Annotated in this window: 10 protein-coding genes; 8 read left to right on the top strand and 2 right to left on the bottom strand. The window is 70.3% G+C overall.

All coding sequences use genetic code 11. From position 1 onward, the window contains the following. Window position 1 precedes the first annotated feature (1 nt). The 4 genes from ACWDUA_RS17965 to ACWDUA_RS17950 all read left to right on the top strand — a co-directional run bounded on the left by ACWDUA_RS17965 (window position 2) and on the right by ACWDUA_RS17950 (window position 3,977). Window positions 2–1,720: an urease subunit alpha gene (locus ACWDUA_RS17965; protein WP_449752364.1), complete on the top strand. Its 1,719-nt coding sequence runs from the start codon at window positions 2–4 to the stop codon at window positions 1,718–1,720. 105 nt (window positions 1,721–1,825) lie between these two features. Beyond that, window positions 1,826–2,446 carry an urease accessory protein UreF gene (locus ACWDUA_RS17960; protein ID WP_449752434.1) on the top strand — a complete coding sequence of 207 codons (621 nt, stop codon included), beginning with the start codon at window positions 1,826–1,828 and terminating at the stop codon, window positions 2,444–2,446. Between the two features lie 101 nt (window positions 2,447–2,547). Further along, window positions 2,548–3,237 carry an urease accessory protein UreG gene (gene ureG / locus ACWDUA_RS17955; RefSeq protein WP_449752363.1) on the top strand — a complete coding sequence of 230 codons (690 nt, stop codon included), beginning with the start codon at window positions 2,548–2,550 and terminating at the stop codon, window positions 3,235–3,237. Further along, the gene (locus ACWDUA_RS17950; protein WP_449752362.1) at window positions 3,237–3,977 is read left to right on the top strand and encodes an urease accessory protein UreD; all 741 of its coding nucleotides are present in this window, start codon (window positions 3,237–3,239) and stop codon (window positions 3,975–3,977) included. Before ureG ends, ACWDUA_RS17950 begins: the two co-directional genes overlap by 1 nt. A 106-nt stretch (window positions 3,978–4,083) precedes the next feature. Here the strand turns inward: ACWDUA_RS17950 and ACWDUA_RS17945 are convergent, their stop codons facing one another. Both ACWDUA_RS17945 and ACWDUA_RS17940 read right to left on the bottom strand, forming a co-directional pair. Continuing rightward, window positions 4,084–5,523: an NAD(P)/FAD-dependent oxidoreductase gene (locus ACWDUA_RS17945; RefSeq protein WP_449752361.1), complete on the bottom strand. Its 1,440-nt coding sequence runs from the start codon at window positions 5,521–5,523 to the stop codon at window positions 4,084–4,086. 165 nt (window positions 5,524–5,688) lie between these two features. Next, on the bottom strand, window positions 5,689–6,276 hold the full coding sequence (locus tag ACWDUA_RS17940) for a GNAT family N-acetyltransferase (protein WP_449752360.1): 588 nt from the start codon (window positions 6,274–6,276) through the stop codon (window positions 5,689–5,691). A 249-nt stretch (window positions 6,277–6,525) separates the two neighbouring features. Between ACWDUA_RS17940 and ACWDUA_RS17935 the strand changes: the two genes are divergently transcribed. The 4 genes from ACWDUA_RS17935 to recD are packed head-to-tail and all read left to right on the top strand — an operon-like array spanning window position 6,526 to window position 15,881. Continuing rightward, window positions 6,526–7,008: an acyl-CoA thioesterase gene (locus tag ACWDUA_RS17935; protein ID WP_449752359.1), complete on the top strand. Its 483-nt coding sequence runs from the start codon at window positions 6,526–6,528 to the stop codon at window positions 7,006–7,008. A 19-nt stretch (window positions 7,009–7,027) separates the two neighbouring features. Then, window positions 7,028–10,468, top strand: a complete 3,441-nt coding sequence (gene recC, locus ACWDUA_RS17930) for an exodeoxyribonuclease V subunit gamma (protein ID WP_449752358.1) — start codon at window positions 7,028–7,030, stop codon at window positions 10,466–10,468. Beyond that, window positions 10,465–13,884, top strand: a complete 3,420-nt coding sequence (locus tag ACWDUA_RS17925) for a UvrD-helicase domain-containing protein (protein WP_449752357.1) — start codon at window positions 10,465–10,467, stop codon at window positions 13,882–13,884. Before recC ends, ACWDUA_RS17925 begins: the two co-directional genes overlap by 4 nt. Continuing rightward, window positions 13,881–15,881, top strand: a complete 2,001-nt coding sequence (gene recD, locus ACWDUA_RS17920; protein WP_449752356.1) for an exodeoxyribonuclease V subunit alpha — start codon at window positions 13,881–13,883, stop codon at window positions 15,879–15,881. Before ACWDUA_RS17925 ends, recD begins: the two co-directional genes overlap by 4 nt. Window positions 15,882–15,900 lie beyond the last annotated feature (19 nt).

Genomic DNA, 15,900 nt, shown 5'->3' with positions numbered 1-15,900 from the left:
GATGGCAACGCTGGGACGCGACCGATACGCGCAGCTGTTCGGACCCACCACGGGTGACCTGATCCGGCTCGCCGACACCGACCTGCTGATCGAGGTCACCGAGGACCGCAGCGGCGGCCCCGGCCTGGCCGGCGACGAGGCGGTGTTCGGCGGCGGCAAGGTGATCCGCGAGTCGATGGGGCAGAGCCGCGCCTCTCGCGCCGACGGCGCCCCCGACACCGTGATCACCGGCGTCGTGGTCCTCGACCACTGGGGCATCATCAAGGCCGACGTCGGACTGCGCGACGGGCGGATCGTTGCCCTCGGCAAGGCCGGCAACCCCGACACCATGAACGGGATCCACCCGGACCTGGTGATCGGCCCGTCCACCGAGATCATCGCCGGTAACGGCAAGATCCTCACCGCCGGCGGTATCGACTGCCACGTCCACTTCATCTGTCCGCAGATCATGGACGAGGCCCTCGGCAACGGCATCACCACCCTGATCGGCGGCGGCACCGGACCCGCCGAGGGCAGCAAGGCCACCACCGTCACCCCCGGTGCGTGGCACCTCGCGTCGATCCTCGCGGCCACCGATCACTGGCCGATGAACATCGCGCTCCTCGGCAAGGGCAACACGGTCAGCGCCGAAGCCATGCGGGAGCAGATCCGGGCCGGTGCATCGGGATTCAAACTCCACGAGGACTGGGGTTCCACCCCCGCGGCGATCGACGCCTGCCTGCGCGTCGCCGACGAGACCGGCGTCCAGGTGGCGTTGCACTCCGACACCCTCAACGAGACGGGGTTCGTCGAGTCCACCCTGGGCGCGATCGCCGGGCGGAGCATCCACGCGTATCACACCGAGGGTGCCGGCGGCGGCCACGCACCGGACATCATCACCGTCGCCGCTGCGCCCAATGTGCTGCCGAGCTCGACCAACCCGACGCGTCCGCACACGGTGAACACCCTCGACGAGCACCTCGACATGCTGATGGTGTGTCACCACCTCAACCCGACGGTGCCCGAGGACCTCGCCTTCGCCGAGAGTCGGATCCGGCCGTCGACCATCGCCGCGGAGGATCTGCTGCACGATCTCGGCGCCATCTCGATGATCGGCTCCGACGCGCAGGCGATGGGCCGGATCGGCGAGGTCGTGCTGCGCACGTGGCAGACCGCGCACGTGATGAAACGCAAGCGGGGCTCGCTCGCCGGTGACTCGCACGCCGACAACAACCGGGCACAGCGCTACGTCGCCAAGTACACGATCTGCCCGGCCATCGCCCACGGCTTCGACGACGAGGTCGGCTCGGTCGAGGTCGGCAAACTGGCCGACCTGGTGCTGTGGGACCCGGCGTTCTTCGGCGTCAAACCCGACCTGGTGATCAAGGGTGGCGCGATCGCGTGGGCCCAGATGGGCGACGCCAATGCGTCCATCCCCACTCCGCAGCCGGTGCTGCCGCGTCCGATGTTCGGTGCCGCCGCACCGGTTGCCGCGGCCACGTCGATCAGTTTCGTCGCACCGGGCGCCGACCCGGATCTGGCCGAGCGGATCGGTGTCCGCCGACGCCTCGAGCCGGTCAAGAACACGCGCTCGATCGGCAAGGCCGACATGCCGCTCAACGACGCCACCCCGCGTATCGAGGTCGATCCGGACACCTTCACCGTCCGCATCGACGGCGAGGTGTGGGACTCCGAGCCGGTGTCCGAGCTGCCGATGGCCCAGCGCTACTTCCTGTTCTGAGTCGGCCGCATGTCACCGTCCCCGAACCCTCCTGTCCCTCCGGAACGGACCGAACCGGGTGGCCCGCTCCCGTCGTCGTCGCCTGCAGTGTCGTCGCCGTTGGCGATGATGCTGGCCCTGGCCGACTCACGGCTGCCGGTGGGCGGACACGTGCACTCCGGGGGTGTGGAGCAGGCAGTCACCGACGGCATGATCCGCACCGCCGCCGGTCTGGCCGACTTCCTGTACCGGCGGCTCACCACCAGCGGGCTGGTGTCGGCGTCGATCGCTGCGGCGGTTGCCGACGGCACTCTCGACGTCCCGAGCGCCCAGCTCGAGACCGACGCCCGCACGCCGTCGCCCGCGGCGCGCAAGGCATCGCTGGCGCAGGGCCGAGGGATGGCGCGCCTGGCCCGGCGCATGTGGGCCGACACCGACTGGTCGGCACATTCGCCGACCACACATCTGCCGGTGATCAGTGGATCGGTCGGAGCTGCATCGGGCTTGTCCGGCTTCCACACCGCACTGGTACTCGGCTACACCACGGTCAGCGGGTCCGCGACCGCCGGACAACGGCTGTTGGCCCTCGACCCCGCCGACGTCGCGATCATGATCACCGACCTCGGCCCCGAATGCGAGCGGGTGGCGGCGCAGGCGGCCGTCGGTCTGGCCGACCTGTCCGACCCCGTGCTCGACGTCCTCGCCGAACGTCACGAACGACGCCCCATGCCGCTGTTCGTGTCCTGACGTCCGGGGCGACTGCAGCACGCCCTGCCCGTGCCCGCGCCATCACCGATTCCGTCCGACCGATTCCGTTGTTCCACCCGACCCCGAGGAGAGGATTCCCCATGCCCCCGCATCTGATCGACGGCGAACCCCACGGTCACCACCACGATCGGCCCCGACGCGACCGCCGTCCGGGTGAGGCGTTGCGCGTCGGGATCGGCGGGCCGGTGGGATCGGGCAAGACCGCCCTGGTCGCCGCGCTGTGCCGGCAGCTGCGCGACGAGCTGTCGGTGGCCGTCCTGACCAACGACATCTACACCACCGAGGACGCCGACTTCCTGCGCCGCCACGCGGTGCTGCCCGACGAGCGGATCACCGCTGTGCAGACCGGCGGCTGCCCGCACACCGCCATCCGCGACGACATCACCGCCAACCTCGATGCCATCGACGACCTGGTGGCCGCCAACCCGCCGCTGGACCTGATCCTCGTCGAATCCGGCGGTGACAATCTGACCGCGACCTTCTCGACCGGTCTGATCGACGTGCAGATCTTCGTCATCGATGTCGCCGGTGGTGACAAGGTCCCACGCAAGGGCGGTCCGGGGGTCACCTTCTCTGATCTGCTGGTGATCAACAAGACCGACCTGGCGCCGCTGGTCGGCGCCGACCTCGAGGTGATGCGTACCGACGCCGAGCGTGTCCGTGAGGGCCGCCCGACCGCGATGATCTCGCTCACCGACGACCCGGCGGCGTCCACCGTCCTGGCATGGATCCGGGAGCAACTGGCCGAGGCCGCTGCGGTGACCGGATAGTGCGTACCGAGGTCGAGATCGTCGTCGACGCCGGGCGGTCCCCGCGCCTGCGGGCCACCGGTGGGCTCGCGGTCCGGCAGACCGGCGTGTCGTCGGCCCACCTGATCGGGACCGCGGCCACCCCGCTCGGCGGCGACCACATCGAGGTCGTCATCCGGATCGGGGCGGGCGCGTTCCTGGACCTGGGATCGGTGGCGGCCACCATCGCGTTACCGGCCGCCGACCGTCCGGACTCGACCGCCCGCTGGCATATCGAGGTGGGCGCGGGCGCCCGGCTGCGGGTCGACCCCCAGCCGACCGTCGTCGCCGGCGGCGCCCACCACCGGTCCGACATCGTCGTGGTGCTCGACCCGGACGCCACCCTCGACCTGCATGAGCACGTCCAGATCGGCCGGTCGGGGCGCTTCGCCGACACCGATGCCGGCGGCCGCTGGCAGGGCGGGCTGCGGGTCGATCTGCCCGGGCTCCCGGTGCTGCGGCATCGGGTGGCCCTCGGCCCGGCAACCACCGGCCCGGAACCCGCCAGCACAGCATCGGGTATGCGCCGCAGCGAACTCCAGGCGGTCAGCAGTGTGTTCCGCTACCCGGATGTCCGTGCGGCGGATGTCGACGCGGTGAACTATGCCGCGCGCCTGACCCTGCCGGGCGACGCGACCCTGACCACCGCACTCGCAGAGTCGGTCCCGGCTGCCCGGGCGCTGTGTGACGCTCTCGACGTCGTCGCCCTGTCCCACGCGTGACGGTCATCCGCCGGGCCGGCCGGTCGAGCGGAGACGGTTCGACCGACCGACGGTGGGCCGGTCACCCAGGGTGACCGGCCCACCGTCGGGTTGTGCGGTCGGCAGCTCAGCCGGCCGCCGCATCCGTGGTGCCGGTGTCCGCGGCGTCGTCCGCCCCGGCGGACTCGGCCTCGACCTCGGCGATCGTCTTCTTCTCCAGCTCCGACAACTGACCGATCGCGGTACGCGCGTACACCTGCTGCTCGGTGACGGCCAGCTGCGTGCGACCGCGGGTGCTGAACGCGAAGAACCAGTTGACCAGGGTGTTGAGGCGGTTGCGGAAGCCCACCAGGTACACCAGGTGCAGGGCCAGCCAGCCGAGCCACGCGAAGTAGCCCTCGGTCTCGAACTTCTTCTTGGTGCCCGGAATCGGCACCTGCATGACGGCGCTGAACCGGGAGATCGTCGCCATCGAACCCTTGTCGTAGTAACTGAAGGGCTTGCGCTGATCAGGGGTCTGTCCCTTCAGCTCGGCCTTGATCGCGTCGGCGGCGTACCGGCCTCCCTGGATCGCGCCCTGCGCCACACCGGGCACACCGTCGACGGCCATCATGTCGCCGACCACGAACACATCCGGGTTGTCCGGGATGGTCAGGTCGGGACGCACCTTCACCCGGCCGGCGCGATCGAGTTCGACACCCGATTGCTCGGACAGCTGTTTGCCCAGCGGGCTGGCCTGCACACCGGCCGACCACACCTTGCACTGGGATTCGATCCGGCGGGTCGAGCCGTCCTTCTCCTTGACGACGAGGCCGTCGTAGTCGAGGTCGACGACCATTGCGTTGAGTTGGATCTCGACGCCGAGCTTCTCCAGTCGGGCCGCGGCCTTCTGGCCCAGCTTGGGGCCGAACGGGGGCAGCACCGCAGGTGCGGCGTCCAGCAGGATCACCCGGGCCTCGGTGGGATCGATGTTGCGGAAGGCACCCTTGAGGGTCTTGTCGCTCATTTCGGCGATCTGCCCGGCGAGTTCCACACCGGTCGGGCCGGCACCGACCACCACGAAGGTGAGCAGACGTGCGCGCTCCTCCGGGTCGTCGGACAGCTCGGCCTGCTCGAAGGCGCCCAGGATCCGACCGCGCAGTTCCAGCGCGTGGTCGATGGTCTTCATGCCGGGCGCGTACTCGGCGAAATGATCGTTGCCGAAGTACGACTGGTCGGCGCCGGCGGCGATGATCAGCTTGTCGAAGGGGGTGACGGTGATCCGCTCGAGGAGACGCGACGTCACTTTCTTTCCGGCCAGGTCGATCTCGAAGACGTCACCCATCAGCACGGTGGCGTTCTTCTGGTCACGCAGGACCACACGGGTGGCCGGCGCGATCTCGCCTTCGGCGACGATGCCGGTCGCCACCTGGTACAGCATCGGCTGGAACAGGTGGTGGGTGGTCTTGGCGATGAGCGTGACGTCGACATCGGCTTTGGCCAGGCGCTGGGCGGCGAAGAGCCCGCCGAAACCCGACCCGATGATGACGACGTGTGGACGGGCCGATGTCGGAGTGGGACTGCTCATCCGAGGAGGTCTCCTTCTGGCTGGGGAGCGCATGTCTGGGGCATCTCATACGGTAGTCCCCGCCGGGACATCGGTCGCGATGAGGCGTGGACTCTCGGCGCGTCCTGGGCGCGAGCGCTGCTCCGGTGATCGCGTCACCACGCCGTGATGTCGGCGTGTGGTGGGTCAGGCGGTCAGGTCCGTCGACGGCGCGTCCGCCGTCCGGCGGCGCAGGGCCCGGATCTCCCAGTGCTCGCGCAGGAGGTCGTATTCGACCTCACCGATCCCGTCGATCGCGCGCTCGTCGGAGACATGGATTCCCGACACCCGCATCCCGAGCTTCTCGATCACCCGTCGCGACGACGTGTTGGTCGACGACGCGCTGGCGAACACCCGCGCGGCACCGAGATCGGTGAACGCGAGGTCCACGATGGCGCGCGCCGCCTCGGTCGCCAGCCCCCGACCCCAGTACTCCCGCCGCAACCGATAGCTGAGTTCGAGTTCGGGTCGTCGGGAGTGACGGGGGGCGCGCAGCGACACCCAGCCGAAGAACTCGCCGTACCGCCGGTCGATCGTCACCCACGTGCCGCCGCGCCCGATCTGGAGTTCGGCCTGCGCACGCGGGACCACCCAGTCCTCGATCGTGGCGCGGGCGGTGGGGAGTCCGCCGTTGACATGGCGCATCACGTGCGGATCGGCGTCGAGCCGGACGAGATCGGTGACATCATCGCGCTGCACGGGTCGCAACACCATCCGCGATGTCTGAACGATCACGCGACCCCCACCACTCTGACTCTTCCGACATCGACCCGACAGGCAACCACCCGGCACGCGTTCACCCGACCCGGCCACGCGTCGGATGGCCCACCCACCGAGAAACCCCGACCGCCCGGCGAAGCAGGGGTGGACGATGCATGGTGCGCCTGTGCGGTCACGAGTGTACGGAGTCGGTCCGACCGATACCGCCGACGTCACCCCCGCGTGTTGCCGGTGATGTCGCGACCGGGCGTTAGGCTTGCCGTCGTGCTCGCCGATACACCCGATTCCGCTCCTGTCGCGCCCGCAGCCCTCTCGCCTGCCGATGACGTGATCGTCGTCGAGGCGCAGCTGCGCTGGGGTGACATGGACGTCAACCATCACATCAACAACGTGCAGGTGGCGCGGCTGTTCGAAGAGGGGCGGGTCCGCGCGTTCAGTCGTTGGTTCCGCGGCCGCGGCGAGCAGGTGCACCTGCTGGTGGCGCGCCAGGACATCGAGTTCCGTGCACCCATCCTCTACACCGAGGCGCCGGTGACCGTGGCGATGGCCATCACCCGTCTCGGGACCAGCTCGTACACCATCGGGGCCGCGATCACCGCCGCCGACGGCGTTCTCTCGGCCGTCGCCGGCACCACCATGGTCGTGATCGACCCCGACACCGGCCGGCCGATTCCGATCCCGGACGATGTGCGCACGGTGCTCTCCGGCTATCAGGGTGAGGTCCCGACCCTGCGGCCGGCTCGCTGACCCCGGACACCGGACACCCATGTTCGTCCTGCACCGCGCCGAGCGCACCGACACCCTCGCCGACGCCCTCGGCGACATCCTGCTCGACCCGCTCGACGACCCGCTGGCCACCGAGATCGTCGCGGTGCCCGCGCGGGGCGTCGAACGCTGGCTGCAGCAGCGCCTCGCCACCCGTCTCGGTGCCGGCCCTGCCGGCGACGGTATCGCCGCCAACATCGACTTCTCGTCACCCGCGGCGGTGACCGACCGTGTCATCGACGCGGTGCTCGCCCGCGAGCCCGGGTACGCCGCCGACCGTGCATCGGCCTGGGGTGGGAGTGAATTGGTCTGGTCGGTGCTCGCCGTGCTGGACGATCTGATCACCCATCCGGCCCTGCGGATGCTGGCCCGCCACATCGGGGTCGGCGGAACCGATCCCGACGGGGCCGGTGCAGCCGATGCCGACGACCTGCGTGCCGGACGCCGCTATGCCACCGCCCGCCACATCGCCGACCTCTTCGAGCGATACGCCCGGCAGCGTCCGGGGATGCTCGCCGGATGGGCGCGCGGCGACGAGGGGGACGGCGCCGGTGGGGTCCTGCCCGACGACATGTCCTGGCAGCCCCTCCTCTGGCGTGAGGTCCGGGCCCGCACCGGCGTGCCGCATCCGGTGGAGGCGCTCGACGACGTCTGTGCGCAACTGCGGGCCGACGCCCACGTCATCGACCTGCCGTCCCGCTCGGCGGTCTTCGGTCCGACCCGCCTGTCCGAGTCGTTCCGTCAGGTGGCCGCGGCGGTGTCCACCCACCGTGACGTGCACCTGTTCACCCCACATGCCTCCCCGGCGCTGTGGGGCCGAATCGGCGCCGCCACCCGTCTCGCCGATCGCAGGCGCACCGCACACACCGCACCCGCGCTGCGGAACCCGTTGCTGGCAGGTCTGTCCCACGACATCCGCGAACTGCAGATCAACCTGCTCCCGATGGTCGACCGGGACCTCCATCACGTGCCCGCCGGCGAGGACACGCCGGACGGGCCGAGGCTCCTGCGCCATGTGCAGCGCGGTATCCGTGACGACGTGGCCCCCCGCGAGATCGCGACACCGCCCGTCGCCGACACCTCGGTGGAGATCCATGCCTGCCACGGTCCGGAACGACAGGTGGAGGTCCTGCGAGACCGACTGCTGCACCTGTTCGACGCCGATCCCACCCTGCAGCCACGCGACGTGATCGTCATGTGCCCCGACGTCGAGACGTTCGCCCCGCTGATCCGCGGGTCGTTCGGTCGGTCCGGGCTCGACCACCCGGCGGCCCGGTTGCGCGTCCGACTCGCCGACCGCGGGCTCCGCCATGTCAACCCGGTCCTCGACGTCGTCGCCACCGTGGTCGAACTCGGTGTCGGCCGGGTCACCGCGAGCGAGGTGGCCGACCTGCTGTCGCGACCACCGGTGAGATACCACTTCGCGATGTCTGACGACGATCTCGAATGGGTTCGGGAATGGTTGTCGCGCAGTGGAATCCGATGGGGGATCGACGATACCCAACGGGCCCGGTTCGAGCTCGCCGGATTCGCGCAGGGAACCTTCGGCGCCGGTCTCGACCGTATCGCCCTCGGTGCCGTTGCCGAGGAGGACGACGGCCGATGGCTGGGCACCGCCCTGCCGATCGAGGGACTCGAGAGCACCCAGATCGATCTCGCGGGACGTCTGATGGAATTCGTCGACCGGCTCGGCGACCTGCTCACCCGGCTGACCGGGACCCACCCGGCCTCGGTCTGGGCCCAGACGCTCATCGACATCGTCGACGACCTCACCGGCACCGCGACCGGCGACGAGTGGCAGGTAGCCCAGACCATCCGGATGGTCACCGAGACACTCGGGGCGGGCGAGCCCGCCCGCCCGCTCCGGCTCTCCGACGTGCGTGACCTCGTCGCCCTGATGATCGCGGGCCGACCCACCCGCGCCAACTTCCGTACCGGGGAGCTCACCGTGTGCACCCTCGTCCCGATGCGCTCGGTGCCGCACCGGGTGGTGGTGCTGCTCGGCGTCGACGCCGAGTCGTTCCCGCGTGCACTGCGCGTCGACGGCGACGACGTCCTCGGCCGGGTCCCGCTGGTCGGTGAGCGCAATCCGCGCGACGAGGACCGTCAGCTCTTCCTCGACGCCATCATGGCCGCCGAGGAGCACCTGTTGGTCTGTTACACCGGCGCGGACCCGGTCAGTGGTACGCCCGTACCGCCGGCGGTGGTGGTCAGCGAGCTCGTCGACACCCTGGCCGTGTTGCGCGGTACCGATGCCGACGAGGTGATCGTCCGGCACACCTTGCACGGCTTCGACGAGCGCAACTTCGTCCCGGGCGCGATCGCCGGTGTCGCCGGTCCGTTCGGGTTCGACACCGGACTCCTCGACGGCGCCCGCGCCCTGCGCGGACCGCAGACCCCGGCCGTCCGGATCGCCGACGCGGTGATCGATCCGGGCGCACCCCCGGACGTCGCCGAGCTCGCCGATGCCGACTCCGACATCGAGCTCACATCGTTGATCTCGTTCTTCACCAACCCGATCGAGGGTTTCGTCCGGCAACGCCTGGGTGCCCGCATGCCCGACGACGACACCGCCGACGAAGACGGCCTGGACGTCGCCCTCGGCGGTCTCGCGGAGTGGGCGATCGGTAACCGGCTGTTGCACCGCACCCTCGCCGGGGCCGACCTGCGGGACTGCCTGATGGCCGAGCTCCGCCGTGGGACGTTGCCGCCCGCCGAGTTCGGTCGCCGTGAGCTCGAACGGATCTCCGGTCAGGTCCGTGCGGTCGGCTCGACCGCCGCATCCCTCCGACCCGACGACGGCGCGACGCGCGACTTCGTCCTCGAACTGCCCGGTGGTCGACGCCTGCACGGCAGCGTCGGCGACGTCTTCGGTACCTCCATCGTCGAGGCCACCTATTCCAAGATCCGGGCCAAACAGCGGTTGTCCCTGTGGATCCGGTTGCTCGCCCTGACCGCGGCCGTACAGTCCGGGGCCGGTGCCGGTCCGGTACCGACCGCGGGGATCGTCGTGGGCCGCGCCCCGCAGAAGGCGCCGGGCGTGTCGTCGGTACACCTGCGGGCACCCGACGACGCGACGTCGTTGCTCGCCGACCTCGTCGAGATCCGCCGACTCGGGCTCCTCGAGGTTCTGCCGCTGCCGCTCGACGCCGGTGAGGTCTACGCCGGCCGACTGGCCGACGGCGGTTCCCCGTCCATCGCATTGCGTGCGGCGGCACAGCGTTTCGACGGCATGTACGGCGACAACACCGATCCCTACCTCCGATTCGTCTACGGCAACGACGTCACCGCCACGGTCGGTTTCGACGACGTCACGGCGGCGACGGTCAGCGACCATTCCCGCTGGGCCGGGCTGGGCCTGGCGGTCGGGGAGAAGCTGTTCGGTGCTCTGGCCCACCGCGTCTGGACGCCGATCGTCGAACACGAGGTGACGCCCCGATGACCCCGTCTCCCACACGCACAGATCCGGCCACGACAAGCGATTCCGCCGCGCGGGCCGGCATCCCGCGCCCGTTCGACCTCGCGGCCGACCTCGGTGAGGGCACCACCGTGCTCGAGGCCAGCGCCGGAACCGGCAAGACATACGCCATCGTCGGGATCGCCGCACGGCAGATCGCCGAGGGCATCCCGATCGACAAGCTGCTCCTGGTCACCTTCAGCCGTTCGGCCACCGCCGAACTGCGGGACCGGATGCGCACCCGGCTCGCCGAGCTCGTCCGCTTACTCGACACCGATGAGCCGAGCGGCGACGACGTGTTGCTCCGGGTGCTGCGGACCGGCACCGAGGCCGAGATCGCCACGCGCCGTGACCGACTCACGCGTGCCCTCTCGGATTTCGATGCGTCCACGATCGCCACCACCCACACCTTCTGCAATCGCATGCTCGAGGCGCTGGGCTTTCTCGGTGAGCGGGAACTCGTGCACGAGATCGTGGAGGACGTCGACGATCTCGTGGAAGAAGCCGCACTCGACCTCTACCTGCGCGGATTCGCCCGTGACGCCGAGGAGCCGGCGTTCGGCTTCGGCGATGCGGTGACCATCGCCAAGGAGGCGGTGCGCAGTCCCGGTGCGATCCTCGCCCCGGCGCCGGGTACCGGCACCAGCGCGGCCGACACCGTCGCGACCCGGCGGGTACGGTTCGGCGCCAGGGTCCGCGAGATCGTCGAGCGTCGCAAACGTGTCTCGCGTCTGCGAACCTACGACGACCTGCAGATGATCCTGCACGGCATCGTCACCGATCCGACCATTGGTGCCGAGGCCTGTGGCCGCATCCGTGACGCCTTCGACCTGGTGCTGGTCGACGAGTTCCAGGACACCGACCCCTACCAGTGGGAGATCCTGCGCCGCTGCTTCCACAACTCCGGGGCCGACACCGAGGACGCCGCCCGCCGCGTGCGGCTGGTGCTGGTCGGCGACCCGAAGCAGTCGATCTACGCCTTCCGGGGCGCCGAGGTGCTCAGCTACCTGCAGGCGGTGCGGGTGGCCGACGATCTGCTCGCCCTCGACACCAACTGGCGCTCCGACGAAGAGCTGGTCACCGCCCTGTTCCGGGTGTACGGCGGTGCCAACCTGGGGCATCCCGACATCACCGTGCACCAGGTCAGGGCCGGACGGTCCGGCAGCCGGCTGACGGGCGCGCCGGCACTCCGGTTGCGGTGGTTCACCCACGACGACTTCCCGGTGCGGTCGGGGAGAGGCGAGTTCGCCTCGATCGGCCCGGTCCGCGACCGGGTGATCGCGGACGTGGCCGCCGACATCGCCACTCTGCTGGCCTCCGATACGCGGCTGGACGCCGACGACGACACCGGTCCGCGGCCGGTCCACCCCGGCGACATCGCGATCCTGGTGTCGGCCAACAAGACGATCGAGCCCCTGCAACGTGCCCTGGCCGGGTACGGCATCGGATCGGTGGTCGGCACCGGCACCAGCGTGTTCAGTACCATGAGCGCACTGCATTGGCTGTGGCTGCTCCGCGCCATCGAACAGCCGTCACGCGCTGATCGGGTCGCCCTGGCCGCCCTCACCCCGCTGATCGGCTGGACTCCGGCCGAGCTGGCCTCGGCCGGTGACGACCGGCTGACCACCCTCGCCGCCGACCTCGCCGATCTCGCCCGGGTGTTCACCGACGGCGGGTTCGCCGCGATGGCCGGTCAGGTGCTCTCCCGGGGTGGCGTCGCCGCCCGGGTCCTCGCCACCGATGACGGAGAACGCACCCTGACCGACCTGATGCAGGTGTCGACGGTCTGCAATCGCCATGTGGTGGAGCAGGATTGCGGCCTCACCTCGCTGCAGGAGTGGCTCGCCGACCGGATCGCCGACGTCTCCCGATGGCGCCGCTCGGAGGAGCAGACCCGCCGCCTCGACCGCGACACCCACGTCGTGCAGATCATGACCGTGCACGCCAGCAAGGGGCTGCAGTTCCCGATCGTCTACGTCCCGTTCGGCTGGGACGGGTCACGCTATCGTCAGCCGCCCACCTTCCATTACCACGACGACGAGGGGCACCGGCATCTCGACGTCGGCGGACAGGGATCGACCGGCCGTGGAGAGCGATTGTCGCGCAGCATCTCCGAGGATGCAGGTGAGGACCTCCGCAAGTTCTACGTCGCCCTGACCCGCGCCGCGTCGCAGGTGGTGATGTGGTGGGCGCCGTCGTATGGGACCGCCGAGTCGTCGCTGCACCGGCTGCTGTTCGCCCGCCAGACCGTCGGGTTCCTGCCGATGGGCACCGACCTGCCCGAGAAGGTGCCGGTACCCGCACCCGACGAGTGCGCCACGCGGCTGCAGCAGTTCGCGGCGGGCACCGACACCATCAGCGTCGAACCGGCCGGCGGGCTGACCCCGCCCCGCAGGCCACCCACCGAGACCGACGGGGACCAGATCGGACTCGCGGCCGCGTCGTTCACCGGCACCATCGATCGCGGGTGGCGGCGCACATCGTACTCGGCGATCGTCGCCGCCGCGGGTCACGGCCATGCCGAACCGGCGGCCGGCAGTGAACCGGAGTCCGAGACGGTCACCGACGAGCCGGTCGACCTCGGCGGCGAGCCGGCCGAGCAGGGTGCGGGCACCGACGGCCGGCGACCGTCGCCCATGAACGGGATGCCGTTCGGTGCGGCCTTCGGCACCTTGGTGCACGAAGTCCTCGAATACGTCGACACCGCCCAGGCCGATCGGACCGCACATATTCGGGACCTGTGCAGCGAGTCGGCCGCCCGCTTCGCCTCACCGGTGGACATCGACGCGCTCACCGCCGCACTCGAGGGTGTGCTGACCACCCCGTTGGGCTTCGGCGACCTGTGGGGGATCGGGCCGCGGGATCGGCTGGCCGAGTTGGATTTCGAGCTCCCACTCGGTGACGGGCATGGCAATGGTGCCACCCTCGCCGCCATCGCCGGGCACGTCGAACGGCTCCTGCCCGCCGACGACCTGCTGGCCGGCTACGCCGACGTGCTGCGCACCGTTCCCGACCAGCAGCTGCGTGGATTCCTCACCGGCAGTATCGATTCGGTGTTGCGCACACCCGACGGGCGGTTCGTGGTGGTGGACTACAAGACCAACCGGCTGCACCCCGGCGAGCTGGCCGTCGAGGACTTCTCCGCCGATGCCATGGCCGCCGAGATGATCCGATCCCACTACCCCTTGCAAGCACTGCTGTATTCGGTTGCGCTGCACCGATACCTGCGCTGGCGCCTGCCCGGCTACCGCCCGGCCACCCATCTGGGTCCGGTGCAATACCACTTCGTCCGCGGCATGGCCGGACCTGACACCCCACCCGGTTGTGGCGTGTTCGAGTGGGGTGTCCCGGCCGAGCTGGTGACGACGCTGTCGGATCTGTTGGCCGGGGGAGACCGATGACCACCACGCACGACCCGCTCGCGGGCGGCGGCACCCCCGACGGTGGCGTCACACCCGCGGTGACCGACGACCGCAACGGCATGCGGGTGCGGTCGGCCACCGGAATCCTTCGCGAGGCCAACCTCGCCGGAATTCTCGATGCCGCCGATATCCACATCACCGGCAGGCTGGTTCGGATGTCCGGTGACCGGGTGGGCGAGATCGAACAGCTCGCCACGGCGCTCGCGGTCCGAGCGGTCCGGCAGGGCTCCACCTGTCTGGCCCTCGCCGACATCTCGGTACCCGATGACGACAACGGTGAACCGGTGCTGGCGTTACCGACCACCGAGGCGATGCTCACGGCGTTGCGGGCCGGCCCGCTGATCGTCGGTGCCAGTGGCGGACCGTTGCGGCCGCTGGTGGTGATGGACTCCGACGACGGGCCACTTCTGTACCTGCGCAAGTATTTCCAACAGGAGCAGGTGATCCGCACCATCCTCGCCGAGCGCGGCGCACAGCGCCCGGACGTCGACGCCGACGCGGTCCGGGCCGCGGTGGACGCCGCGTTCGCCTCCAGCCCGGATGCCTCACCGCGGCAACGTCTTGCCGCCGCGGTGGCCGCCTCGCGGTGGACCTCGGTACTCACCGGCGGGCCCGGCACGGGCAAGACCTACACCGTCGCCCGCATCCTGTCGGTCCTCGAGCAGATCGCCGGTGGCCAGGCGCACGTCGCGGTGTGTGCGCCCACCGGGCGGGCCGTCGCCCAGTTGCAGGCATCCCTGGACGGTCTGCGTCGCGCGGACGCCACCGGGCACAGCGACAACTCCGGGCACAGCGCCAACACCGGGCACAGCGCCAACACCGGGCACACGCCGACGGTGCACGCGGTCACCGTCCACGGACTCCTCGGCTGGCGGCCCGGGTCGGCGCCGCGGTACCGGCGCGGCAACCTGCTGCCGCATGACGTCGTGGTCGTCGACGAGACGTCGATGCTGTCGATCACCGCGATGAGTCACCTCCTCGAGGCGATCCGCCCGGACGCCCGCCTGATCTTCGTCGGTGATCCGCATCAACTGGCGTCGGTGGAGGCCGGTGCCGTGCTCGCCGACCTCGTCGAGCGTGCCCCGACCGGAGCGGTGCCGGCGACAGATCTCGCCGATCTCGCGACCGCCGCGGAGCTGACCGGGCCGGAGCTGCCGCGCCTCGGTGACGGGATCGTCGCGCTGACCCGCAACTACCGCAACCGCGGCGGCATCGCCCACATCGCGGCCGCGGTGAACGGCGGCGATGCCGACGCCGTCCTGGATCTGCTGGCCTCCCCGGAGATCGGCGACGTCGAACTGGTCGAACCCGGTGATCCGGCGATCGCCCGCGACGTGGTGGCATGGGGTCGCGCGCTGTGGGAGGCGGGCCGCACCGGTTCGGCGGTCGATGCGCTCGACGCCCTCGACGGGCACCGTGTGTTGTGCGCGCACCGTGAGGGAAGCTGGGGTGTCCAGGGCTGGTCACGTCAGATCATGGAGTGGCTGTCGGAGGTCCCCGGTCATCCGCCGGTGGCACCCGACATGATCGGCTGGGAGCCGGGGACGCCGATCCTGGTGACCGCCAACGATCGACAGAACAAGGTCTTCAACGGCGACTGCGGCGTGGTGATCCGACGCCTCGACGACGGTGAGCCGAGCGTGTCGGTGGCGTTCCGACGCAGCGAGTTCAGCGACCCGGTTCAGGTGTCACCGGCCCGGCTGGCCGAGACGATGTGGGCGTACGCGATGACCATCCACCGGAGTCAGGGCAGCCAGTTCGGTGCCGTGACGGTGGTCCTGCCGCCGGCGGACTCACCCTTGCTGACCCGTGAACTCCTCTACACCGCGATCACCCGCGCCAAGACACGCGTGCGCATCGTCGGGACGGCGGAGAGTCTGCGGGCCGCGGTGGAACGTCGTGTCCACCGCGCCAGCGGACTGCGATCGGAATTGCATCCCTACCCCGACGCCCCGTACGAGTCCGGCGCCCCGTAGAAGACCGACCCGATCCACC

The organism is Gordonia sp. NPDC003376, from assembly GCF_053589235.1.
This window is presented reverse-complemented; position numbering and strand designations above follow the sequence as displayed.

Bases quoted from the DNA above. Each gene is read 5' to 3' on its own strand.
- ACWDUA_RS17945 (WP_449752361.1), bottom strand. From the start codon at position 5,523: ATGAGCAGTCCCACTCCGACATCGGCCCGTCCACACGTCGTCATCATC.
- recD (WP_449752356.1), top strand. From the start codon at position 13,881: ATGACCACCACGCACGACCCGCTCGCGGGCGGCGGCACCCCCGACGGT.
- ACWDUA_RS17960 (WP_449752434.1), top strand. From the start codon at position 1,826: ATGATGCTGGCCCTGGCCGACTCACGGCTGCCGGTGGGCGGACACGTG.
- ACWDUA_RS17925 (WP_449752357.1), top strand. From the start codon at position 10,465: ATGACCCCGTCTCCCACACGCACAGATCCGGCCACGACAAGCGATTCC.
- ACWDUA_RS17965 (WP_449752364.1), top strand. From the start codon at position 2: ATGGCAACGCTGGGACGCGACCGATACGCGCAGCTGTTCGGACCCACC.
- ureG (WP_449752363.1), top strand. From the start codon at position 2,548: ATGCCCCCGCATCTGATCGACGGCGAACCCCACGGTCACCACCACGAT.
- recC (WP_449752358.1), top strand. From the start codon at position 7,028: ATGTTCGTCCTGCACCGCGCCGAGCGCACCGACACCCTCGCCGACGCC.